Below are 23130 nucleotides of genomic sequence, written 5' to 3' on the forward strand. Positions count from 1 at the left end.
ACGTACTAGCCGTCGTGGACGAGGTCTTCAATGCCCCTCCACTCGGCCCCGCCCAGACAGGCGAATAGCCACCCCTAAATCACTTTGTGGACCCAGATCCGGGACTGGGCGAACTCCCACCACATCGCCCGGCTCGCCTTCTGGTCGGTCAACCGTGACCGGCCGTGCCCGGGCGGCGGCGTGGTGAGCAACTGCTCCGGCATCAGCCAGAACAACTGGCAGTTCACCTCGATCACGGCCGGCTTCACCGGCTGAGCATCCCGCTGAGGCGGCCGGTCCCACGAGGACCGGCCGCCTCGGCGCGTCAGAACCGGCCCGAACCCCGGTACAGCTCCAGTTCACCGTCCAGTTCGACGGCGAGCACGGTGGCGTACGGGTCGAGGTCGGACGCGGCAGGCGGGTCGATCCACAGCACACCGACGGCCTCGTGCAGCCCGCCCACGACCCGGTGGCCGAGTTCGGCGCCGGTGCCGAGCACGGTCACCTTGCGGACCGGTGTGGCAAGTCCCCGGACGCCGATCTCGGCGCGCGGCGCGTCGAACAGGGTCAGGTAGAGGGTGCGACGGTCGGCGGAAAGGGTGCTGGGCCCGTAGTGGTGTCCGGCGGGCAGCCCGCGCACCGTCCCGTACACGGCCTCGGCGTGCCTGCGGATCCACTCCCCCAGGCCTTCGAGTCGCTCGGCCTGTGGCTGCGGGATGGTGCCGTCCTCCCTCGGGCCGACGCTGAGCAGCAGGTTGCCGCCCCCTCCGATGGTCTCGGTGAAGTACCGGATGAGCTGCGCGAGCGACTTGTGGTGGTGGTCGTGGTGCTGGTACCCCCACGAGTCGTTGATCGTCAGGCACAGCTCCCAGGGACCGTCCGGCGGCACGATGGGGGCGCCCTGCTCGGGGGTGGCGTAGTCGCCCTCGCTGAGCATGCGGGCGTTGAAGACGACATGGGGAACGTAGGAGCGGACGAGCGCGGCGAGTTCCTTGATGCGCCACTGCTCCTCGCTGCGGTCCCACTCGCCGTCGAACCACATCAGGTCGGGCCGGTAACGGGAGGCCAGTTCGCGGATCTGACCGTCGCGGTAGGCGATGAACCGCTCCCAGGCATCGAGGTCCTCGTCCTCGGCCGAGCACTCGGAGTACCGGTTGTCCTCCATCTCCGCGGGGCGGCCCGGCTTGCGGGTGGTGGCGTAGTCGGGGTGGCTCCAGTCGGAGTGCGAGTAGTACAGGCCCACCTTCAGGCCCTGCTCGCGCAGGGCGTCGGCGTAGCCCGAGATGTAGTCGCGGCCCAGATCGAGGTCGCCGTACGCGGTGTCCCACAGGGCGACACCGTCGTGGTGCCGGCTGGTGAGGACGGCGTACCTGGCGCCCGCGCGGGCGAACAGGCCGGCCCAGGCGCGCGGGTCGTAGTGGGCGCCGGTGAACCGGTCCAGCTGCGACATGTACCGGTCGTACGGCACGATGTCATCGTAGAAGGACCACGACTCCTGGACGCCGTCGACGGCGTAGATGCCCCAGTGGACGAAGATCCCCAACTTGGCGTCGGTGAACCAGGGTTGCATGGACACCGGTCAGCTCCCCTCGGCCCGGCCAAGACGCAGGGTGAGGATCTGGAAGGGCCGCAGGGCGACGGTCACCGCGCCCTCGGAGTCCCTGTCCGCGTCCGCCAGCGGCCGCTCCAGCAGGTCGGTCACCTGGGCGCGCGCGAGCGGGAAGCCGGCGCGCAGCACGCCCTGGGCACGGCCGCCGCGGGACTCGTACAGGCGGACCACGACATCGCCCGAGGCGTCGTCGGCGAGCTTGACCGCCTCGACGGTGACACCCTCGCCGTCCACGGAGACGACCGGCTCGGGCAGCGGCTCGCGTACCGGTTCGGGCGCGCCCGCCGCGTCGGCCACGCGCAGCGGGAGGTTGAGGGAGTAGCCCTCGGCGACCGCGTCGGCGATGCTCGCGCCGGGCAGCAGGGAGTAGGCGAAGCGGTGGCGGCCCTGGTCGGCGCCCGGGTCCGGGACGCGCGGGGCGCGGACCAGGCTGAGGCGGACCGTGGTCGTCGTGCCGCCGTCCTCGCGGACCGTGCGGGAGACGTCGTGGCCGTAGGTGGAGTCGTTGATGACCGCGACGCCGTAGCCGGGCTCCCCGATGTGCACCCAGCGGTGGCCGGACACCTCGAAGCGGGCCGCTTCCCAGCTGGTGTTGGTGTGGGTGGGCCGCTGGACGTGGCCGAACTGGATCTCCGCGCTGGAGTGCGGGGCCCGGATGTCCACGGGGAAACCCGCCTTGAGGATCTTCTCGGCCTCGTGCCAGTCGATGTCGGTCTCGAAGTCGATGCGGGGGCTGCCGGCGCGCAGGGTGATCGTCTGGGTGATCTTCGAGCCCTTGCCGAAGCTGCGCTCCACGCGGATCGCGCCGAGCAGCGGGTCCTCCTCGACGACCGTCACGGAGTCCGGCTCCAGCAGGTCGGTGTAGCGGTTCTTGTAGTGCTTGTCGATGTCCCAGGCGTCCCAGTAGTTCGGGAGGTCGGTGTGCAGGCGGAGGAGGTTGCCGCGGTCGGCGAGGACCTCGCGTTGCATACGAAGATCGTATACAGACGACAGCGTGCCGTCTTCCGCCACCTCCACACGGACCAGCCCGTTGTCGAGCACCCGGCCGTTCACCGTCACCGGCCGCGGCGGCTCGGCGACCCCGAGGGGCGCGCTGCCGCTCGCCGGCACCTCGACGTACGTCGGTACACCGCCGGCCGTACGGACGACCTCCGCCCGGTCGAACGGGCTGGTGTTGAACACATGGGTCCCGGCGCCGCCCAGCGCGGCCACGGCTTCGCGTGTCAGGTCCTCCAGTTCGACCGCCACCCGCGCGTACTCGGCCTCCGCCTCGCGGTGCACCCAGGCGATCGACGATCCCGGGAGGATGTCGTGGAACTGGTGCAGCAGCACCGTCTTCCACAGCCGGTCCAGCCTCTCGTACGGGTAGGCGTAGCCCGGGGCGTGCAGCGCGGCCGTCGTCGCCCACAACTCCGCCTCGCGCAGCCGGTGTTCACTGCGCCGGTTCCCCTGCTTGGTGCGGGCCTGGGAGGTGTACGTGGCCCGGTGCAGCTCCAGGTACAGCTCACCGACCCACACCGGGGCGTCCGGGTACTCCTCGCGGGCCTTGGCGAAGAAGGCGTCGGGGTGTTCGACCTCGACCCTCGGGGAGCCCTCCAGGTTCTTCAGCCGCCGTGCCCTCTCCATGATCTCGCGGGTCGGGCCGCCACCGCCGTCGCCCCAGCCGAAGGGGGCCAGGGACCGGGTGGCGCCACCCTTCTCGCTGTAGTTGCGGACCGCGCGGGACATCTCCTCGCCGCTGAAGCGGGCGTTGTAGGTGTCGATCGGCGGGAAGTGGGTGAAGATGCGGGTGCCGTCGATGCCCTCCCACCAGAAGGTGTGGTGGGGGAACTTGTTGGTCTGGTTCCAGGAGATCTTCTGGGTCAGGAACCAGTCGTTGCCCGCGAGCTTGGCGAGCTGCGGGTAGGCGGCGGTGTAGCCGAAGGAGTCCGGCAGCCAGACGCCCTTGGTCTCGATGCCGAACTGCTCGATGAAGAACCGCTTGCCGTGGATCAGCTGGCGGGCGATGGCCTCTCCGCCGGGCAGGTTGCCGTCGGCCTCCACCCACATGCCGCCGACCGGCGCCCACTGGCCCTTCTTCACCGACTCCTGGATCCGGGCCCATACGTGCGGGTAGTTGTCGCGCACCCACTCGTACTGCTGTGCCTGGGAGCAGGCGAAGACGAACTCCTCGTACTCGTCGGCGAGGGACGTGACGTTGGAGAAGGTGCGGGAGGTCTTGCGCTTGGTCTCACGGATCGGCCACAGCCACGCCGAGTCGATGTGTGCGTGGCCGACGCCGGAGATCACGTGCGCGCTCGCATGGGCGGGCTTGGCCAGCACCGGCGCGAGCACCGCGCGCACATCCGCCGCCGAGCCCGCGATGTCGTCCAGGTCCAGCAGGTCCAGGGAGCGGTCCAGCGCGTGCATGATCTCGTGCCGACGCGGGTCGTGCTCGCCGAGCTCCAGCATCAGCTCGCGCAGCACCTGGATGTCGAGGTCGAGGTGCCAGACCTCCTCGTCCAGGACGGCGATGTCGGCGCGGCGGAATGTATACAGTGGACGATCGCCCGCCGTCAGTACATCGCCGAGCGGCGTCGGAGCCGCGAAGTCGTTCGCCAGGATGTCGGGGTTGGAGGCTGCCTCGACCAGGTAGTCGACGCTCTCGCCGCCCGCCGCCGGGTTGGCGATCGCCACGTACTGGTTGAGCGGGTTGACCGCCTTCAGCGGCCTTCCGTCGGTGAGGTGGACCAGGGCCTCGGCCTGGTTGCCCGGCCAGTCGCCCACGAAGCCCAGGTCGATGACCGCCTCGACACGCCGGCCGGCCCACTCGGCCGGCACCTGCCCGCACATCCGGAACCAGGTCGTCCCCCAGGGCGGGCCCCAGGGCGTGTCCATCGCGAAGGGCTTGTACGGGGCGGCGGCGGCCTCCTCGAACGGGACCGGCTCCCCCGGCGCCTGCCAGGCCTCGACGGCGAGGGGAACGGTGGCCGCGTAGACCGCGGGCTTGATGCGCTGGTTGTGGAGGCGTTCTACGCGCTCCTCGATCCGGCGGCGTTCGTCGTGCATGAGGGATCTCCAGGGAGGGAGCGAGCTTGGAGGGAGGGGAGAACCGGGCGGGGGAAAGCGCTTTCCGACGAGAGACTACTTGAGGTAGCCCAGGCCGGGATGCACCTCGGTGTAGCCCTCGACGAGCCTGCGGGCCACGTTCACGGAGTCGACGAGCGGGTGCAGCGCGAAGGCCTTCACGGCCGTCGTACGGGAACCGGACTCGGCGGCGGCGAGCACCTCCCGCTCGACGGCCTTCACCGCGCAGACCAGCCCGGCGGCGTGGTCGGGCAGCGGGTCGACGGCGACCGGGTGGGCACCGTTGGCGTCGACGAGGCACGGGACCTCGATGACGGCCTCGGCGTCGAGCACCGACAGCGTGCCGCGGTTGCGGACGTTGAGGATCAGGGTGGCGCGTTCGTCGCGGGCGATGGCCCGCATGAGGGCGAGTGCCACCTTCTCGTAGCCGCCGGAGAGGTCGTCGGCGTCGCGTTCACCGGCGCCCGCGGTCTCCCGGTTCTCGGCCATGTAGGTGGCCTCGCGTTCGGCGCGGGTGCGGTCCCAGGCCTTCAGGGCCGACGCCCCGGGGTCCTTCATCTCCTCGTAGAAGCGGCCCTGCTGGTCGCGCAGGAAGGCACCGCGGGTCTGAGCGGCGTTCTTGTAGGCGCGCACGGCCTCGCGGTTGAAGTAGTAGTAATGCAGGTATTCGTTCGGGACGGCGCCGAGCGACTGCAGCCAGTCGACGCCGAAGAGCTTGCCCTCCTCGAAGGAGCCGAGCAGGTCGGGATCGGCGAGCAGGCGCGGGAGTTCGTCGCGGCCGGCGACGCGCAGGCCGCGAACCCAGCCGAGGTGGTTGAGGCCGACGTAGTCGATCCACGCCTCCTTCGGGTCCGCACCGAGCACGCGGGCGATCCGGCGGCCGAGGCCCACCGGGGAGTCGCAGATGCCGATGACGCGGTCGCCGAGGTGGCGGGACATCGCCTCGGTGACCAGGCCGGCCGGGTTGGTGAAGTTGATGACCCAGGCGTCCGGGGCGAGACGGGCGACACGCCGCGCGATGTCGACGACTGTAGGCAATGTTCGTAGACCGTATGCGATCCCGCCCGCGCCGACCGTCTCCTGCCCGAGCACGCCCTCCGCGAGCGCCACCCGCTCGTCGTTCGCCCGCCCCTCCAGGCCGCCGACCCGGATCGCGGAGAACACGAAGTCGGCGCCGCGCAGCGCCTCGTCCAGGTCGGTCGTCGCCGTCACCCGGGGCGCGTCGGGGACCCCGGCCGCCTGTTCGGCCAGCACCCTGGTCACCGCCGAAAGCCGCCCGGCGTCCAGATCGTGCAGCACGACCCGGGTGACCCGGCCCTCGGCGCGGTCCGACAGCAGCGCACCGTACACGAGCGGCACCCGGAACCCGCCGCCGCCCAGAATCGTCAGCTTCACGCTTGCACCTTTCCTGCCACGACCACCTCGACGCCCGCCTCCTCCAGCGTGGAGCGGGTCGCCGGGTCGACCGGCGCGTTCGTCACCACCACGTCCAGGTCCTCGGGACCGCAGACCTTCGCCATCCCCGTACCCGGGAACTTGGCCGCGTCGGCGAGCAGGACGACTCTGCCGCTCGCTTTGATCATGGCCCGTTTCACCGGCACCTCGACGACCGTCGTGTCCATCACCTGCCCGCCCGGGCGGACGCCGCTGGTACCCAGGAAGAGCCAGTCGGCGTGCAGCTGGCGCAGGTTGTCCTCGGTGAGGAAACCGACCAGGGAGCGGTACTCGCGCCGGACCATGCCGCCGAGCAGCACGAGTTCGATGCCCTCGTCGTCGGCGAGTTCCTCGTAGACCACCAGGTTGCTGGTGATCACGGTGAGGCGGCGGCCGTGCAGTTGGCGGGCCAGGCGGTAGGCGGTGGTGCCGATGTCGAGCAGCACCGACTGACCGTCCTTGACCATCGCCGCCGCGCGCGCCGCTATCGCGTCCTTCTCCGCCACCCGCACCTCGGCGACCTCGGCGAAGGGCTGGTCGCCCTCCTCGGCGACCGCGCCGCCGTGCACCCGGGTGAGCAGGCCGTCGTCCTCGAGTTTGACCAGGTCACGCCTGATGGTGGCCGGGCTCACACCGAGCTGCTCGGAGAGATCGGTCACGGCCGCGGGACCGCCGGAGCGCAGGGCCCGCAGGATGAGTTGGTGTCGTCGTTCTGCCAGCACACGGTGAACACTACTCGTCATCTTCGATCATTTCCATGCTCAGTTCTGCTCGGGTATTGACCAAACTCGCGGAGCAGCGCACGATTCCGGGCATTGAATTGCAGAGTTCTGACGAGCCGACGAGAGGACGCTTCCGTGGACGACGACCGGCCCGATGTGCTGCTGACCGGGCTGCTCTTCTACGACCTCGTCCTCACCGGACTGGGCAAGCCGCCGACCCCCGGCGAGGAGATCTGGACGACGGGCATGGGCTGCGGCCCCGGCGGCATCGCCAATCTCGCCGTGGCGGCCGCGCGCTTCGGCCTGCGCACCTCGCTGGCCACCGTCTTCGGAGACGACTTCTACGGCGCCCACTGCCAGGAGATCCTCGCAGGCCAGGAGGGCGTCGACCTCTCCCTCTCCCGCGTCGCGGACAACTGGCCCACCCCGGTCACCGTCAGCCTCGCCCAAGGCCAGGACCGGGCCCTCGTCACCCACGGCCAAGAGCCCCCCTTCTCGCAGGACGCGCTGATGGGCGACCCTCCCGAAGCACGCACGGCCCTCGTGCACCTCGAGGCCGAACCGCGCGAGTGGCTCGCCAAGGCCGCCGCGAACGGCACCCGGATCTACGCCGACGTCGGCTGGGACCCCACCCAGCAGTGGTCCACCGACCTCCTCGAGCAGCTCGCCCTGTGCCACGCCTTCCTCCCCAACGAGACCGAGGCGATGGCATACACCCGCACCGACAGCGCGGTCGCCGCCCTCGGCACGCTCTGCGAACTGGTGCCGGTGGCCGTGGTGACCCGGGGCGGCGACGGCGCGATGGCCGTCGACCAGACGACCGGCGAGTACGCGGAGGTCCCCGCCCTCGACGTCGACGTCCTCGACGCGACCGGCGCCGGCGACGTCTTCGGCGCGAGTTTCGTCGCGGCCTCCCTCGGCGGCTGGCCGCTTCAGGAGCGGCTGCGCTTCGCCGTCCTGGCCGCCGGGCTCTCCGTCCAGCACCACGGCGGCGCGCCGGCGGCACCCGGCTGGTACGGCGTCGACCGCTGGTGGCGCTCGCTGACCGACCCCGGGCTGCGCCGGGCGTACGGCTTCCTCGCGGACCGGCTGCCGGCCGACCCCGGCCCTCCCGTCCGGTACGCCCCGGTCACCCCTCCCGCACCGCGGCACTGACCCCCGTACATCCACGACGTCGCGCATCCGCGACCTCGCGAGAAGATCCCGAAAGGCGGTGGGAGCTGTGCGGCTCTCACGAAGAGGCCTGCTGCGCGCCGGCCTGGCCGGCACGGCCGCCACGGCCCTCGGCGGCCTGGCCTCCGGCTGCGCCGTCCCGACCGGTTCGACCGGCCGGAACATGGTCCTGTGGTACTGGGACGGCGGCCTCGGCGACACGGTCGTCAAGCGGACCAAGGCCCGCTACGACAGCACGGTCGCCCTGCAAGCTATCAAGATCGGCGGCTACTACCGCTCCAAGCTGATCACCACCATGGCGGGCCGGGCGCGCGTCCCCGACATCGCGGGCCTCAAGGGCGAGGACATGGCGTCCTACCTGCCCAACGCCGACCAGTTCGTGGACCTGCGGACCCTGGGCGCCGACAAGTACAAGAGCCAGTACCTGCCGTGGAAGTGGGAACAGGGCATCGCCGACGACGGGACGATGATCGGCTTCCCGATCGACTGCGGCCCGGTCGCGCACCTCTACCAGTACGAGGTCTTCCGCAAGGCGGGGCTGCCGTACGAGCCCGCGGACGTCTCGAAGGAACTGGACACCTGGGAGAAGTTCTTCGCCGCGGGCGAGCGACTCAGGAAACGGATCCCGGGGACCTCCCTGCTGACCGACGTCAACAGCGTGTTCGAGAACGTGGTGCAGCAGGGTTCCAAGCGGTACGTCGACAAGGACCGCCACTTCATCGGCGACCAGGAGCATGTGCGCCATGCCTGGGCGCTCGCCGTGGAGGCCAAGCGGCGGGGACTCGTATCGAACCTGGTCACCGGCACCCCGGACCAGCTCTCGGCCGTCGAGGACGGCAAGCTGCCCAGCCAGCTGGGCGCCTCCTGGGCGACGTACGACCTGAAGAACGGTGTGCCGAAGACCAAGGGCAGGTGGCGGGTCGCCGACATGCCCGTGCGGCCGGCCAACAACGGCGGTTCCTTCCTTTCGATCACCAAGGCGTGCCGGGAGCCCGAGCGGGCCTTCGAGATCATCGCCTGGATGCTCGACGCGGCCAACCAGGCCCAGGGGTACGTCGACGCGGGCCTGTTCCCCTCCACTCCCGCCTCGTACCGCCAGAGGCAACTACGCGAACCGGACCCGTTCTTCGGCGGCCAGATCACCACGGACGTCTTCGGACCCGCCGCGCAGAAGATCGCGATCGCCTACAACAGCCCGTACGACATCGCGCTCGGGCAGCCGATCAAGGACGAGATCAAGAACGTCGGCGTCCTCGGCAAGAACCCGCAGAAAGCCTGGAGTGACGCCATGAGCAAGTGCCGGCGCATCGCGAAGCACCTGGGGGTGAGCTACTGATGGCCACCGCCCCCGCACTGCAGAAACCCCCGGTGGCGACGACGGAACCAGCCGCCGTGCGGCCCCAAAAGGGCTTTCGCAAGTACTGGCACCTCTACGCCGCGATCTCGCCCTTCTACCTTCTCTTCCTCGCCTTCGGACTGATCCCCGTCGGCTTCTCGCTCTACCTGTCCTTCCACCGCTGGGACGGGCTCGGCTCGATGGAGTGGGCGGGACTGACGCAGTATCAGTATCTGCTGAGCGACAGCGACTTCTGGCAGTCGATCGGGAACACGATCGTCATCTGGGCGCTGGCCACCTTCCCCATGATCGCCCTGGCGATGGTCACGGCCGTCATGCTCAACTCGGCGGTCCGCTTCAAGAACCTCTACCGCATCGCCTACTTCCTGCCGAACGTCACCTCCGTCGTGGCGATCGCGATCATCTTCGGCTCGGTATTCTCCACCAACTTCGGCCTGGTCAACGCTTTTCTCCAGGCGGTCGGCCTGGACCAGGTGGCCTGGCTGAACACTCCGTGGGGCATCAAGGTCGCCATCGCGACGCTGATGACCTGGCAGTGGACCGGCTACAACGCGATCATCTTCCTCGCCGGTCTGCAGACGATTCCCGGTGAACTGTACGAGGCCGCGCGCATGGACGGGGCCGGGCCCGTGCAGACGTTCTTCCGGGTGACCCTGCCGCTGCTGCGGCCGACGCTGCTGTTCGTGCTCGTCGTCTCGACCGTCACCGGCCTGCAGAGCTTCTCCGAACCGCAGGTGCTGCTGCAGAACACCTCCAACGACTCGACGTTCTCGGGCGGTCCGGGTCACGCGGGCCGGACCATGGTCCTCTACTTCTTCCAGCAGACCTTCGACAACAACGACTTCGGCTACGGCGCCGCCGTGGCCTGGGGCATCTTCCTCGTCGTCATCCTCTTCTCGATCATCAACTGGCGCCTGGTGCAGCGCCGGGGCGAAGACTAGGGAGCCCGTCACCATGGCATCCATCCAAGGCACACGCCGGCCCAGGCCCGTCAAGGGCACCCGCAGCCGGGGCATAGCGCTGCACGCCGTCCTGGTCGTCGGCCTGCTGCTGTCGGCCTTCCCGTTCTACTGGGCCGTGATCATGTCGACGCACACCGCGTCGGAGATCTTCTCCTACCCGCCCAAGCTGCTGCCCGGCTCGCACTTCCTCGAGAACCTCCGCCATCTCTTCGACAGCATCGATTTCTTCGGCTCGATGTTCAACTCGCTGCTGGTGGCGGGCGCGGTGACCTTCCTGGTCCTGTTCTTCGACTCGCTGGCCGCGTTCGTCTTCGCCAAGTTCGAGTTCCCCGGCCGCAAGGTGCTCTTCGCGCTCCTGATGGCGATCTTCATGGTGCCGACGCAACTCCAGGTCATCCCGCAGTTCGTGATCATGGCGAAGCTCGGCTGGATCGGCTCGATGACCGCGCTGATCGTGCCCGCGGCGGCCAACGCGTTCGGCATCTTCTGGATGCGCCAGTACATGAAGAGCGCCATCCACGACGAACTGCTCGACGCCTCGAAGCTCGACGGCGCCAACTTCCTGCGCCAGTACTGGCACGTGGCGCTCCCCGTGGTCCGCCCCGGCCTCGCCTTCCTCGGCATCTTCACCTTCATGGGCCAGTGGAACGACTACGCCTGGCCCCTGATCGCCCTCACCAACCCGGACAACGTCACCCTCCAGGTGGCCCTGTCCCAGCTCAACGGCGTGCACGGCACCACCGACTACGGCATGGTGATGACCGGCGCACTGCTCGCCCTCATCCCGCTGCTGATCGTGTTCGCGATCGGCGCCCGTCAGATGATCGGCGACCTCGCCAAGGGGGCCGTCAAATGACGGACCCGCTGCTCGCGCTCCGGCCCTGGGAGGCCCCCGAGGTGACCTCCTGGGGGCGGTTGCCGATGAACGCCGTGGACCGGCGCCCGGGTGCGGTGTCGCTGGACGGGGAATGGCGCTTCCAACTGCTGCCCGCACCGGACGCGCCGCTCGCCGACGCATGGTCGTCGGCATGCGTGCCCGGCGTCTGGACGATGCAGGACACGGACGATCTGCCGCAGTACACCAACGTCCGTATGCCGTATACGAAATACCCTCCGCTGTCGCCCGCCGCCAACCCGACGGGCGTCTACGAGCGTGAGGTCGACGTCCCCGCCGAGTGGGCCGGCCGCCGGATCGTGCTCCAGGTAGGCGCCGCCGAGAGCGTCCTGCTCGTGCACGTGGACGGCCAGCCCGTCGGCATCTCCAAGGACTCCCACCTCGCGGCCGACTTCGACCTGACGGACGCGGTCCGCCCGGGAGAGCGGGCCGTCGTACGGCTGACGGTGGTGAAGTGGTCGGACGCCTCGCACATCGAGGACCAGGACCACTGGTGGCACGGCGGGATCACCCGCTCGGTGCTGCTGTACGTGACAGACCGGCTGCACCTGGCCGACGTCACCGTACGGGCGCGGTACAACGGCGAGCTCACGGTGGACTGCCAGGTGCGGGACGCGGGCGGCGGGGCGCTGCCCGAGGGCTGGCACGTCAGCGGGGATCTGGACGGGCATCCCGTCGCCCAGGACGCCGAGTTCGACCGGGTCAACGCCGACGACGAGCGGGTCTCCGACTTCCTCGGCGAGGCACGGCTGCGGACCACCGTGCCCGAGGTGCGCACCTGGAACGCCGAGCTGCCGGAGCTCTACGACCTGTCCGTCCGGCTGCACCGCGCGGACGGCACGGTCGCCGACACCTTCCGCCACCGGGTCGGCTTCCGCGACGTGGCGGTCGTCGGCCGGGATCTGCTGGTCAACGGCGAGCGGGTGTTCATCCGGGGCGTCAACCGGCACGACTTCCATCCGCTGACCGGCCGCACTGTGTCGTACGACGACATGCGCGCGGACCTCGCCCTGCTGAAGCGTTTCGGTTTCAACGCGGTCCGCACCTCCCACTACCCGAACGACCCCTGCCTGTACGACCTCGCCGACGAGCTGGGCTTCTACGTCGTCGACGAGGCGGACATCGAGTCGCACGACCACGCCCATGAGATCGCCGACGACCCGCGCTATCTGCCCGCCTTCGTCGACCGCGTCTCCCGGACGGTGCTCAGGGACAAGAACCATCCGTCGGTGATCATCTGGTCGCTGGGCAACGAGTCCGACTACGGCGCGAACCACGACGCGGCGGCGGGCTGGGTACGGCGGCACGATCCGACCCGGCCCCTGCAGTACGAGGGCGCCGCGAAGCGTGGCTGGGCGGACCCGGACGTGGCCTCGGACATCGCCTGTCCCATGTATGCACCGATCGAAGACTGTATTGCACATGCGCTGTCCGGCGACCAGACCAAGCCGCTGATCCAGTGCGAGTACTCGCACGCCATGGGCAACAGCAACGGCACCCTCGCCGATCACTGGGCCGCCATCGAGTCCACCCCGGGTCTTCAGGGCGGCTTCATCTGGGAGTTCTGGGACCACGGCATCCTGCAGCGCGTGAGCGACGGAAGACCGGCCGGGCGCACGGGCGCCGGGCTGTATACGAACGGTGTCGCCGCGCCCGGCCACCGCTGGGCGTACGGCGGTGACTTCGGCGAGAGCGTCCATGACGGCGCGTTCGTCGCGGACGGGGTCGTCTTCCCGGACCGCACCCCGAAGCCGGCCCTCTACGAGCACCGGGAGATCGCGGCGCCGGTCCGCATCAGGTGCTTCCGGCACGAGGGGCTGGTGCTCGCCAACCACCAGCACTTCCGCGGTCTGGACTGGCTGGCCGCCGAGTGGGAGCTGTCCCTGGCCGACGGCCGCACGCTGACCGCGCCGGCCCAACTGCCCGATCTGCGGCCGGGCGAGACGGCGGTGGTGCCGCTGCCCCTCGAACTGCCGCGGCACGGCGGCGAGGCGTGGCTGACGCTGCGGGTGACGACGGCCCGGGACGAGGCGTGGGCGCCGCACGGCACCGAGGTGTGCGCGCCGCAGGTGCGGCTGCGGGCGGCTGCCGCCACTCCGGCCCCGCCCCCGGTCCCGGATCTGCCCGCCGTGGCCGCCGCGCAGCAGCATGTCGAGGTCGACGCCGACGGCCTCCTGGTCCATCCCCTGCTGACCGCCGCGCCCGCTCTGTCCCTGTGGCGGGCGCCCACCGACAACGACGAGCTGGGCGGCGTCGCGTTGCGCTGGCGGGCGTGGGGGCTCGACGCCCTGGTCCGCAAGCTCGTCTCGGTGAACCGTGCGGGCGGCCGGGTGACCGTGCTCGCCGAGTACGCCGCAGCGGTCGGCGTCATCCGGCACGGCCAGGAGTTCACGCCTGTGGAGGGGGGCATCCGGGTGGCTGAATGGGCCGAGCTGCCCGAGGAGTTCGACGACGTGGCCCGGGTCGGGTCGGTCTTCGAGACGGTGACGGGCCTGGATCTGCTGGAGTGGTTCGGGCAGGGCCCGTGGGAGTCGTACCCGGACCGCAGCACCGGCGCACCCGTCGGTCATCACACGCTCCCTGTCGACGAGTTGTTCACCCCGTATCTGCGGCCGCAGGAGAGCGGCGGCCGGCACGGCGTACGGCGCTTCACGCTGTCGGCGCCCGACGCCACCGGACTCGCGGTGGACCTGGACGAGCCTCGCCAGGTGTCCGTCACCCGTTACCGCGCCGAGGACCTGACCGCCGCCACACACCATGACGAACTGGTGGCGCGTCCCGGGTGCGTGGTGCACATCGACGCGGCCCACCGTGGTGTGGGCACGGCGTCCTGCGGGCCCGACACGGCGCCCTCCTATCTGGTCCCTGCGGGCGTCCACCACTGGAGCTGGACACTGCGCGTCCTCTGAGTTCCCCGGCTTCACCATCCTCACGGAGCACACATGTGTAAGTCGCATGACCACACCCAGGGCGAGGCCGCGCAGGCCGACGCCGGCAGACGCAGTTTCCTCAGGGCCACCGCGCTGCTCGGCGCCGTCGCCACGGCAGGCGTCGCGCTGCCGGCTGCCGGCGCCGAGGCCGCCCCGGCGCCGGCAGCCGGTGGCCTGCGCCCGGATCCCGACAGCCGGCGCTTCACCCTCGCCGTGATGCCCGACACCCAGTACCTCTTCGACGGACCCAGCATCGACAAGGCGCCGGTGGAGGCGTCCCTGCGCTACCTCCTCGAGCACGGCAGGGACGAGAACCTCGTCTTCCTCTCCCACCTCGGCGACCTCACGCAGAACGGCGCCCAGGACGAATTCGCCGCGATCGGCGAGGCGTTCGGGATCCTCGACCGGCGGGGCGTCGGCTACAGCGTCCTCGCCGGGAACCACGACGTGAAGTCCTCGACGGACGACCAGCGCGGCTCGACCCCGTACCTGGACGCCTTCGGACCGCAGCGCTTCAAGAGCAGGCCGACGTTCGGGGGCGCCTCCGCGGACGGCTACAACACCTACCACCTGTTCAGGGCCGCGGGACGCGAGTGGATGGTGCTGGCGCTGGACTGGCGGCTGTCGGCGAAGGGGTACGCCTGGGCGAAGGACGTCCTCGCGCGGCACCCGAAGACGCCCGTCATCCTCACCACGCACGAACTGGTCGTCGGAGACGGTCAGTTGTCGGCGTACGGGCAGCAGCTGTGGGACCAGCTGATCGAGGACCACGACCAGATCTTCCTGACCCTGAACGGCCACTACTGGCCGGCCGGCCGGGCGGCCCGTAAGAACGCGGCGGGCAACGAGGTGCACCTGCACCTCACGAACTACCAGAACCGCTACTTCGGCGGCGCGGCCATGATCCGCCTCTACCGCTTCGACCTGGACCGGAACGTCATCGACGTGGAGACGGTCTCCCCGTGGATCCTGGGCCGGGCCGCGAAAGGCCTGAACGAGCTGGAGCGAGAGGAGATCGAGCTGAGCGGCGACGCCGACCGCTTCTCAGTGGAGATCGACTTCGAGAAACGTTTCTCCGGGTTCGCCCCGGTCCCAGCACGCCCGGCGCGCCCCGCGTCCAAGGTACTGGTTCCCGGCACGGTCGCCTACTGGCGCTTCGACGGACACGACGACGGTACGGCCGTCACGGGCACCGTCCGCGACCTGTCCGGACGCGGCAATGACCTCACCCTCGTCACGGTGGGCGGCGGCGCCCTGGCCTGGTCCTCCGACCACCATCCCGACCAGCCCGGCCACGGCAGCCTGGAGTTCCGAGGCTACAAGTCGCCGCTGAAGGGCGCGTATCTGATGACGGTCGACGACGCACCGCTCAACTCGGCCGGCTTCAAGGACGGTTACACCATCGAGGCGTTCTACCGGCTGCCCGCCGACTGGGACCCCGACCACAACGCCTGGTCCGGCATCGTCAGCCGCACCGGCACGGGCGGCGCCGCCGGCAAGACCGCCGACGACCCCGACGAGCCCCTCGCCACACTGTCGCTGTCCAACGACCGCGAGCCGCAGTGGGCGATGCGCCCGCTCAACCAGGAGGGCATCGCCACCAACTGGGGCCAGGAGACCCCGCTGGAGACCTGGTGGCATCTCGCGGTCGTCAACGACGGCAAGCACACCACCCTGTACGTCGAGGGCTGCCCGGTCGTCCGCAATCCGAAGGCCGCCGCGGCCGGCATCACCTCCGTCGGACTGCCGTGGCTGCTCGGCGGCTACGAGTACGCCGGCAAGATCGACCAGATCCTGCACGGCCGCCTCGGCGACGTCCGGATCGTCTCGCGGGCGCTGCCCGTCACCTCGTTCATGAACCGCTGACACAGCAACTCCCCCCCCCCCCGAGGAACAATCATGACCGAACAACAGGTGCCCTCCTGGGCCGATCCGTCCGTCTCACCCACCACCCTTGATGCCCAAGGTGTCTCCCGTCGTCAACTCTTGCGCCGGGCGGGCCTGTTCGGCGCCGCGTTCACCCTCGGCTCAGCGGCGATGCCCGAGGCTGTAGCCGCGGACCGCTTCGGCGGCAACGACCCTGGCCTCGCCTACGTCGTCGGTGACCACCACGTCCACAGTGTCTACAGCCACGACGCGAAGTACACCTTCTCCCAGTTGGCCACTGCGGCCGCCAAGTACGGCCTCGACTGGATGGTGTTCAACGAGCACTCCAACTTCGGGCACGCCTGGTACGGCGCCAAGATGGAGCACGAGGAGATCCTCAAGGCCCGCGCCGAGAACCCGCGTCAGCTGATCTTCCAGGGCTTGGAGTGGTACATCCCGGCGGCCGAGCACTGCACGATCTTCGCCGCACCCGGCCCCAACGAAGTCGACGTGCTGACGCAGTTCGAGCTGGCCTACGACGGCAAGCTTCTCGGCTACACGGACGGCGCCCCGGACAATCCGAACACTGCACGCAACGAGGCACACGCGGTCAAGGCCATCCAGTGGCTCGCCGAACAGCGCCGTACCGGATTCGTCGACGACGTCCTCGTACTCGCGAACCACCCGATGCGGCTGGGCATCGACTCCCCGCACGAGATGCGCAACTGGCGGGACGCGGCACCCGAGATCATGATCGGCATGGAGGGCGCCCCCGGCGCGCAGGGCGGGGGCATCCCCGGCTGGGAGGGCCCCGACTCGCAGCGCGGCGAGTACACCAACAAGCCGTCCGTGAACTCCTGGGCCGGCTACCCGGAGAACGCCTACGTACTGTACGGCGGTTTCGACTGGATGACGGCGACGGTCGGCGGTATATGGGACTCGATGCTCGCCGAGGGCAAGCTGTTCACGATCACCACCAACTCCGATGTGCACCGGGTCGTCTTCGACACCTGGAAGAACGGCGACTGGCCGCCCGGCGAGAACTTCGACAACACCGGCAAGATCCCCGACCCGGTGAACACGGACTCCCCACAGCCCGGCGGCGACTTCTGGCCCGGTCAGTTCAGCCGCACTCATGTGGGCGTGACCCGCTACGGTTACCGCGCGGTGATGGCGGGCCTGCGCGCGGGCCGGGTCTGGCTCGACCACGGGCATCTGCTCGACGGGCTCGACGTCCGCCTGAAGCGCGACTGCGACGCCGGCCGGGGCGTCACGCTCGGCGGGCGGCTGCGGGTCCGCAAGGGCGAGAAGACCACGCTGTACGTGACGGTGACGACGGCTTCCCGGGCCAACCCGCAGGGGATCCTGCCCCAGTTGGCCCAGGTGGACGTGATCCGGGGCGCGGTGCGCGGTCCGGTGGGCGACCGCGACACCTGGAAGGCGCCGGACACGAAGGTCGTGCACACGACGGACGTGTCCGGTCGCAAGGGAAGATACACACTGCGCATCCCGCTGCCGGTGGGCGACGAGTCCTTCTACGTCCGGCTCCGCGGCAGCGACGGCAACCGGCACGGGGCCGGCTACCTGGGCGCCGCCGTCGACCCGCACGGCCCGATTCCCCACGAGCCCGGGAACGGTGACCCGTGGGCCGACACGTGGTTCTACTCGAATCCAGTCTTCGTCGACGTGGTGGGCGCCTGATACCGCGGGCCGTAGACGAAGACCGCGGACGGTAGACGAAGACCGTAGACGGCAGACGAAAATCGCAGACTGTAGACGAAGTTCGTAGACAGTAGACGTCAGGCGTAGAACCGGGACAAACTCTGCAGGACGGCGGCGGGCTTCCCGCCGCCGTCGATCTCGATCGTGCCGTCGACGGTGATCTGCACCCCGCCGGGCACCTCCTCGACCTCAGCCAGTCGTGCCACCAGGCGGATTCGGGAGCCGACCTTGACGGGCGCGGGGAAACGCACCTTGTTCAGGCCGTAGTTGACCTTGGTGGTGACTCCCTGGACGTCCAGCAGTTCGGTGAACAGAGGGATGAACAGGGACAGCGTCAGATAGCCGTGGGCGATGGGCGCGCCGAACGGCCCTTCGGCGGCCCGCTGCGGGTCGACGTGGATCCACTGGTGGTCGCCGGTGGCGTCGGCGAAGGTGTCGATGCGCTCCTGGGTGACCTCGATCCACTCGCTGCTGCCGAGGTCGCTGCCGGCCAGCTTCTTCAGTTCGTCCAGGCCGTTGACGGTAACGCTCATGAGTACCTTGTTCCTTAGGGGAGTTGGTTGCCGTAGCGCTGACGCACCCGGGACTTGAGGAGCTTTCCCGACGCGGTGCGCGGGAGTTCGTCCGCGATCACCACGGACTTGGGGACCTTGTACTTGGCGAGGCGGCCGGCCAGGGAGGCGAGCACCTCGTCGGCGTCGAGGGCGGCGCCCTCGCGGGGTACGACGACGGCGCGCGGCACCTCGCCCCACTTGTCGTCCGGCACACCGATGACAGCGCATTCGACGATGTCGGGATGGGCGAGGAGCCGGTCCTCGATCTCGGCGGGGTAGACGTTCTCCCCACCCGAGATGATCATGTCCTTCATACGGTCGACGATGTACACATAGCCGTCCTCGTCGACCCGTGCCGCGTCCCCGCTGCGGAACCAGCCGTCCACGAAGGAGGCGGCGGTCTCCTCGGGCAGCCCCCAGTAGCCGGGCATGACGTGCGGGCCGCGCACCACGACCTCGCCGGTCTCGCCGACGTCGACCGGGGTGAGGTCCGGCCCGACGACGCGTACGTCGCTGAAGAAGTGCGGTACGCCCGCCGACCCCGCCTTGGTCACGGCGTGTCCGGCGTCCAGGAAGAGGGTGCCGGGCGAGGCCTCGGTCATGCCGTAGCCCTGGAGGAAGGTCAGGCCGCGCTCCTGGTAGGCGGCGATGAGCGGGGTCGGGACGGGCGAACCGCCGCAGGTGAGGATGCGGAGGGAGGACAGGTCGGCGCCCGCCCAGCGGGGGTGCCGGGCCACCTGGTCGAACATGGTCGGCACGCCGAACATGAAGGTGATGCGGTGCCGTTCGATCAGGTCGAAGGTCGCGTCGGGGTCGAAGGCGTCCACCAGGACGCAGGTCCCGCCCTTGAGCAGTACCGGCAGGGTGAGCATGTTGAGGCCGGCCGTGTGGAACAACGGGGCCGAGACCAGGGCGCGTTCATCGGCGATCAGGTCGTGGTCGACGAGGACGTTGACGGCGTTCCAGGTGAGGTTGCCGTGGGTGAGCATCGCGCCCTTGGGGCGGCCGGTCGTCCCCGAGGTGTACATGATGAGGCAGGTGTCGTCAGCGGTGACCGGTTCGTCGATGGGGTCCAGCGGGGCGGCGGCCACCGCCTCCTCGTACTCGGCGCCCACCTCGACGTATGTCCGTACGCCGGTCTCGCCGGGCAGTCCGGCGACGAGCCCTGCGTGGCTGGGACCGTACACGAGGGCCTTGGCGCCGGAGTCGGCGAGCTGGTAGGCGATCTCCGGGCCTGCGAGGCGGGTGTTGAGGGGGACGAAGACCGCGCCGAGGGTGCCCGCGGCGAACAGCGTCTCCAGGTAGGCGGGGTGGTTGGGGCCGAGGTAGGCGATGCGGTCACCTCGGCGGACCCCCCGGGCGCGCAGGACGTGGGCCAGGCGCGTGGTGCGCGCATACAGTGTGCGGTAGTCGGTGGACCGGTCACCGTGTACCAGGGCCGTGCGGTGCGGGGTCTTGCGGGCCCGCCGGGCGGGCCACGACCCCAGTCCCTCATTGCGCATCCGACGCCCCCTTCACGGTTTCGTCAGCCCGAGCAGACGGGCGGCGTTCTCCTTGAGGATCTTCGGCCGGACCTCGTCCTTGATCGGCAGCTTCTCGAAGTCGGCGAGCCAGCGGTCGGGGGTGAGGACGGGGAAGTCGGAGCCGAAGAGGACCTTGTCCTTCAGCAGCGTGTTGGCGTACTGCACCAGTTGCGGCGGAAAGTACTTCGGCGACCAGCCGGACAGGTCGATGTGCACGCCCGGCTTGTGCGTGGCGACGGCGAGCGCCTCGTCCTGCCAGGGGAAGGACGGATGCGCCAGGATGATCTTCAGATGCGGGAAGTCGGCGGCGACGTCGTCCACGTGGAGCGGGTTGGAGTACTTCAGCCTGATCCCGCCCCCGCCGGGGACTCCGGCGCCGATGCCCGTCTGGCCGGTGTGGAAGAGGGCGATGGTGCCCGTCTCCTCGATCACCTCGTACAGGTCGTACGCCACCGAGCGGTCGTCGGGGAAGAAACCCTGGATGCTGGGGTGGAACTTGAAGCCCTTCACCCCGTACTCCTCGACCAGGCGGCGGGCCTGCCTGACGCCCGCCTTCCCCCGGAAGGGGTCGATGGAGGCGAACGGGATCAGCACGTCCGCGTTGGCGGCCGCGGCCTCGGCGACCTCCTCGTTGGGGACCGGCGCGGTGCCGGTGGCGGACTCGGCGTCCACCGTGAAGATCACGGCGGCCATCTTCCGTTCGCGGTAGTACGCGGCCGTCTCCTGAAGGGTCGGCTTCCGCTTGCCCTCGACCTTGAAGTAGGCGGAGGAGGCGTCGTGCAGGTCGTCGTCCAGGGAGGAGTGGCCCTTGGAGGACACCTCCGCGTGAGTGTGGACGTCGATCGCGACGAGTTCCTCGAGGTTCATGCCGAGGTCCATCACGCCTCCGGGAACTTGGGCGCCGGGATGCCGACGGTCTGCGCTTCCGCGCCGACCGAACCGGCCCACGCGTCGGCCAGGGCGTCCGGGGTCCAGCCGCCGTCGGCGTAGGCCGCCCTGATCTCCTGCGGATGCGACCAGAGTGCCACCTTGTCGCCGCCGATGCCGATGGCCTGGCCGGTGATGCCGCGCGCGGCCTCGGAGGCGAGGAACGGGACGAGGGCCGCGCAGTCCTCGGGGCTGCCGAAACCCTCGCCCTTGCGCAGGAAGTCCGGCAGCGGCTCACCGTTCTTCATGGCCTCGACGTACGGGGCGAAGGCGGGGATGGTCTCGGTCATGGCGGTCGCGGCGACCGGCACGATCGCGTTGACGGTGATGGCCGCGCGGGCCAGCTCCATCGACCAGGTACGGGCCATGGCGGCGATGCCCGCCTTGGCGGCGGCGTAGTTGGTCTGGCCGAAATTGCCGCGCTGGCCCGCCGGGGAGCCGACCAGGATCAGGGTGCCGCCCTCGCCCTGCTCACGCATGCGGACGGCGGCGGCCCGGGCGCAGGTGAAGGTGCCCTTGAGGTGGGTGGTGATCACCGCGTCGAAGTCCTCGTCGGTCATCTTCCACAGCACCTTGTCGCGCAGGATGCCGGCGTTGGTGACCAGGACGTCCAGCCTGCCGAACTCCTCGACCGCACGGCCGACCAGCCGCTCGGCGGCCTCGGCGGTACCGACCGGGACCACCTCCGCGACGGCCGTGCCGCCCGCCTCGACGATGGACTTCACGGCTTGCTCGGCGACGTCCTCGTCGATGTCGTTGACGACCACGGACGCCCCGTGGGCGGCGAGGGCATGGGCGTAGGCGAGGCCGAGGCCCCGGCCGCTGCCGGTGACGACGGCGGCCTTGCCGGTGAGATCGATGCTGGACACGGGCGAGTCCCTTCACAAGGCGAAGCGGTTCACGAGGCGGTGCGGTTCACAGGGCGAAGCAGTTCACAAGGCGATGCGGTGCCGTGGCTGTGTGCCGCGACTTCGAGATCGAAGCTAAGAGCAATAATTGTTGACGTCAATAGTTGTCCCAGACCTACGGGTGGGGCATGCTGGCCTGCGACGGCCGGACGACGTCCGGGCCGGCCGAGACGAGGGAGAACCGCCATCACCCGCCAGCACGCCACGAACCCCAGCCTCGACGCGCAGGAGCCGTGGATGCGCGGCCTGCACGCCGACACCGGCTACCTGCTGTACCGGCTGGGCCTGCGCTCCGGGCAGTTGTTCAACGCCTTCCTGCAGGAGTCGGGCCTGCGCCTGCGCCACTACGCGCTGCTGCGCTTCCTCACCACCTCCGAGGGAGCCCTCCAGCGGGAACTGAGCACGCGGCTCGGCTACGACCCGAGCGCGATCGTCGGCCTGGTCGACGACCTGGAGAAGCTGGGCTTCGCCGAACGCCGCCCCGCCCCCGACGACCGCCGCAGCCGCATCGTCGTACTCACCGGTGCGGGCCGGGCCTTCCTGCGCGACACCGACGAGGCCGGCCTGCGCGTCACCGGGGAACTCCTGGCCCCCCTGGATCCGGCCGAGCGGGAGACGCTGCACGCGCTGCTCCTGCGGGTCGCCGAGGACGGGCTCTCCTGAGCCGCACCGCCGAAGACTGAGGCCCCACCGCTGGAAACCGATGCCGCACCGCTGGAAAGGGGCACTCGGCGATGACCGTCCGTTCCGCGCCCGACCGACTGCTGTCGGTGCTCGCCGCGTTCGACCACGAGCATCCGGCGCTGTGCCTGACGGACATCAGCCGCCGGGCGGGGCTCACCCTCACCACCACGCACCGACTGGTCGCCGCGCTCACCGAGTGGGGCGCCCTGGAACGGGACCCGGACGGTGCCTACCACGTCGGTCTCAGGCTGTGGGAAATCGCCGCCCTGGCGCCGCGCGGCCTGGCGCTCAGGCAGATCGCGCTGCCGTACCTGGAGGACCTGTACGAGGCGACGCACGAGAACGTGCAGATGGCGGTGCGGGACGGGTCCGAGGTCGTCTACATCGAGTGGATCTCGGGCCGTTCGGCGGTCGGCGTGCACATCCGGGTCGGGGCGCGCTGGCCCCTGCACGCCACCGGGGTCGGGCTCGCGCTGCTGGCGCACTCCGGCACCGGCTTCCAGGAGGAGTACTGCGCCGGTCCCCTCGCCTCCTTCACCCCGTACACGATCACCGATCCGGCGCGGCTGCGCCGGGTGCTGGCCGAAGTACGCCGTACCGGCGTGGCGGTGAGTGACCGTCAGGTCACGGAGGACGCGCTGTCGGTGGCGGCCGACGTGCGCGGCCCGGGCGGGGCCGTGGTCGCCGCCGTGTCCGTCGTCGTCCCTCAACAGGCCGCCCAGGTACCGGTGCTGGCACCGGCGGTACGGCTGGCGGCACGTGGGATATCCCGGGCGCTGGGCTGGCAGCCGGAACGGACCCCCTGAGCGTCTGCGCCGG

The 23130-nt window shown here is 70.1% G+C and carries 17 protein-coding genes and 1 pseudogene; 10 read left to right on the forward strand and 8 right to left on the reverse strand.

Annotated features, from left to right (window positions below; translation table 11 throughout):
• Positions 1-84 precede the first annotated feature (84 nt).
• Positions 85-255 (forward strand): annotated as a pseudogene (locus ACH45E_RS39240) (chitinase); the annotation flags it as partial.
• A gap of 49 nt (positions 256-304) precedes the next feature.
• Here the strand turns inward: ACH45E_RS39240 and ACH45E_RS39245 are convergent.
• The 4 genes from ACH45E_RS39245 to ACH45E_RS39260 all read right to left on the reverse strand — a co-directional run bounded on the left by ACH45E_RS39245 (position 305) and on the right by ACH45E_RS39260 (position 6810).
• The gene (locus ACH45E_RS39245) at positions 305-1555 is read right to left on the reverse strand and encodes an alpha-L-fucosidase (protein WP_361448750.1); all 1251 of its coding nucleotides are present in this window, start codon (positions 1553-1555) and stop codon (positions 305-307) included.
• Between the two features lie 3 nt (positions 1556-1558).
• Positions 1559-4636, reverse strand: a complete 3078-nt coding sequence (locus ACH45E_RS39250; RefSeq protein WP_361448753.1) for a glycoside hydrolase family 38 C-terminal domain-containing protein — start codon at positions 4634-4636, stop codon at positions 1559-1561.
• Positions 4637-4711: 75 nt separating this feature from the next.
• Complete coding sequence (locus tag ACH45E_RS39255; RefSeq protein ID WP_361448756.1) at positions 4712-6049, reverse strand: 6-phospho-beta-glucosidase; 1338 nt, start codon at positions 6047-6049, stop codon at positions 4712-4714.
• Entirely contained in the window at positions 6046-6810 is a 765-nt protein-coding gene (locus tag ACH45E_RS39260; protein WP_361449172.1) for a DeoR/GlpR family DNA-binding transcription regulator, read from the reverse strand. The genes ACH45E_RS39255 and ACH45E_RS39260 overlap by 4 nt, the downstream gene beginning before the upstream one ends.
• 135 nt (positions 6811-6945) lie before the next feature.
• Between ACH45E_RS39260 and ACH45E_RS39265 the strand changes: the two genes are divergently transcribed.
• The 7 genes from ACH45E_RS39265 (at position 6946) to ACH45E_RS39295 (ending at position 17694) form a co-directional block, all read left to right on the forward strand.
• Complete coding sequence (locus ACH45E_RS39265) at positions 6946-7965, forward strand: carbohydrate kinase family protein (protein ID WP_361448759.1); 1020 nt, start codon at positions 6946-6948, stop codon at positions 7963-7965.
• A gap of 67 nt (positions 7966-8032) precedes the next feature.
• Complete coding sequence (locus ACH45E_RS39270; protein ID WP_361448762.1) at positions 8033-9319, forward strand: extracellular solute-binding protein; 1287 nt, start codon at positions 8033-8035, stop codon at positions 9317-9319.
• A complete protein-coding gene (locus ACH45E_RS39275) occupies positions 9319-10281 on the forward strand; it encodes a sugar ABC transporter permease (protein WP_361448765.1) in 963 nt (320 codons plus the stop codon). The genes ACH45E_RS39270 and ACH45E_RS39275 overlap by 1 nt, the downstream gene beginning before the upstream one ends.
• Before the next feature lie 13 nt (positions 10282-10294).
• The gene (locus tag ACH45E_RS39280; protein ID WP_361448768.1) at positions 10295-11158 is read left to right on the forward strand and encodes a carbohydrate ABC transporter permease; all 864 of its coding nucleotides are present in this window, start codon (positions 10295-10297) and stop codon (positions 11156-11158) included.
• Positions 11155-14106 (forward strand): glycoside hydrolase family 2 TIM barrel-domain containing protein, encoded by a 2952-nt coding sequence (locus tag ACH45E_RS39285; RefSeq protein WP_361448771.1) that lies wholly within the window; start codon positions 11155-11157, stop codon positions 14104-14106. Before ACH45E_RS39280 ends, ACH45E_RS39285 begins: the two co-directional genes overlap by 4 nt.
• A 33-nt stretch (positions 14107-14139) precedes the next feature.
• Positions 14140-15993, forward strand: a complete 1854-nt coding sequence (locus tag ACH45E_RS39290) for a LamG-like jellyroll fold domain-containing protein (protein WP_361448773.1) — start codon at positions 14140-14142, stop codon at positions 15991-15993.
• Positions 15994-16026: 33 nt separating this feature from the next.
• On the forward strand, positions 16027-17694 hold the full coding sequence (locus tag ACH45E_RS39295; RefSeq protein WP_361448775.1) for a PHP domain-containing protein: 1668 nt from the start codon (positions 16027-16029) through the stop codon (positions 17692-17694).
• Between the two features lie 98 nt (positions 17695-17792).
• On the opposite strand, the gene ACH45E_RS39300 is transcribed toward ACH45E_RS39295, so the two are convergent.
• From ACH45E_RS39300 to ACH45E_RS39315, 4 genes are read right to left on the reverse strand one after another with little or no spacing between them, the layout of a single operon-like run.
• On the reverse strand, positions 17793-18248 hold the full coding sequence (locus ACH45E_RS39300) for a MaoC family dehydratase (RefSeq protein WP_361448778.1): 456 nt from the start codon (positions 18246-18248) through the stop codon (positions 17793-17795).
• Positions 18249-18262: 14 nt separating this feature from the next.
• On the reverse strand, positions 18263-19771 hold the full coding sequence (locus ACH45E_RS39305; protein ID WP_361448781.1) for a long-chain fatty acid--CoA ligase: 1509 nt from the start codon (positions 19769-19771) through the stop codon (positions 18263-18265).
• A gap of 12 nt (positions 19772-19783) precedes the next feature.
• Positions 19784-20659, reverse strand: a complete 876-nt coding sequence (locus ACH45E_RS39310) for an amidohydrolase family protein (protein ID WP_361449174.1) — start codon at positions 20657-20659, stop codon at positions 19784-19786.
• An 11-nt stretch (positions 20660-20670) separates the two neighbouring features.
• Positions 20671-21588, reverse strand: coding sequence for an SDR family oxidoreductase (locus ACH45E_RS39315; protein ID WP_361448784.1), 918 nt, complete (start codon positions 21586-21588; stop codon positions 20671-20673).
• Positions 21589-21864: 276 nt separating this feature from the next.
• On the opposite strand from ACH45E_RS39315, the gene ACH45E_RS39320 reads away from it, so the two are divergent.
• Together ACH45E_RS39320 and ACH45E_RS39325 are read left to right on the forward strand one after the other, a co-directional pair.
• A complete protein-coding gene (locus ACH45E_RS39320; RefSeq protein WP_361448787.1) occupies positions 21865-22290 on the forward strand; it encodes a MarR family transcriptional regulator in 426 nt (141 codons plus the stop codon).
• Between the two features lie 71 nt (positions 22291-22361).
• Positions 22362-23117 carry an IclR family transcriptional regulator gene (locus tag ACH45E_RS39325; protein WP_361448790.1) on the forward strand — a complete coding sequence of 252 codons (756 nt, stop codon included), beginning with the start codon at positions 22362-22364 and terminating at the stop codon, positions 23115-23117.
• The last annotated feature ends 13 nt before the right edge of the window (positions 23118-23130 follow it).

Source organism: Streptomyces sp. NPDC020299 (assembly GCF_044387825.1).
Lineage (GTDB): Bacteria > Actinomycetota > Actinomycetes > Streptomycetales > Streptomycetaceae > Streptomyces.

Coding starts and splice junctions, on each gene's coding strand:
- ACH45E_RS39250 (WP_361448753.1), bottom strand. CDS start 4,636: ATGCACGACGAACGCCGCCGGATCGAGGAGCGCGTAGAACGCCTCCAC.
- ACH45E_RS39275 (WP_361448765.1), top strand. CDS start 9,319: ATGGCCACCGCCCCCGCACTGCAGAAACCCCCGGTGGCGACGACGGAA.
- ACH45E_RS39280 (WP_361448768.1), top strand. CDS start 10,295: ATGGCATCCATCCAAGGCACACGCCGGCCCAGGCCCGTCAAGGGCACC.
- ACH45E_RS39285 (WP_361448771.1), top strand. CDS start 11,155: ATGACGGACCCGCTGCTCGCGCTCCGGCCCTGGGAGGCCCCCGAGGTG.
- ACH45E_RS39290 (WP_361448773.1), top strand. CDS start 14,140: ATGTGTAAGTCGCATGACCACACCCAGGGCGAGGCCGCGCAGGCCGAC.
- ACH45E_RS39295 (WP_361448775.1), top strand. CDS start 16,027: ATGACCGAACAACAGGTGCCCTCCTGGGCCGATCCGTCCGTCTCACCC.
- ACH45E_RS39300 (WP_361448778.1), bottom strand. CDS start 18,248: ATGAGCGTTACCGTCAACGGCCTGGACGAACTGAAGAAGCTGGCCGGC.
- ACH45E_RS39305 (WP_361448781.1), bottom strand. CDS start 19,771: ATGCGCAATGAGGGACTGGGGTCGTGGCCCGCCCGGCGGGCCCGCAAG.
- ACH45E_RS39310 (WP_361449174.1), bottom strand. CDS start 20,659: ATGAACCTCGAGGAACTCGTCGCGATCGACGTCCACACTCACGCGGAG.
- ACH45E_RS39320 (WP_361448787.1), top strand. CDS start 21,865: ATGCGCGGCCTGCACGCCGACACCGGCTACCTGCTGTACCGGCTGGGC.
- ACH45E_RS39325 (WP_361448790.1), top strand. CDS start 22,362: ATGACCGTCCGTTCCGCGCCCGACCGACTGCTGTCGGTGCTCGCCGCG.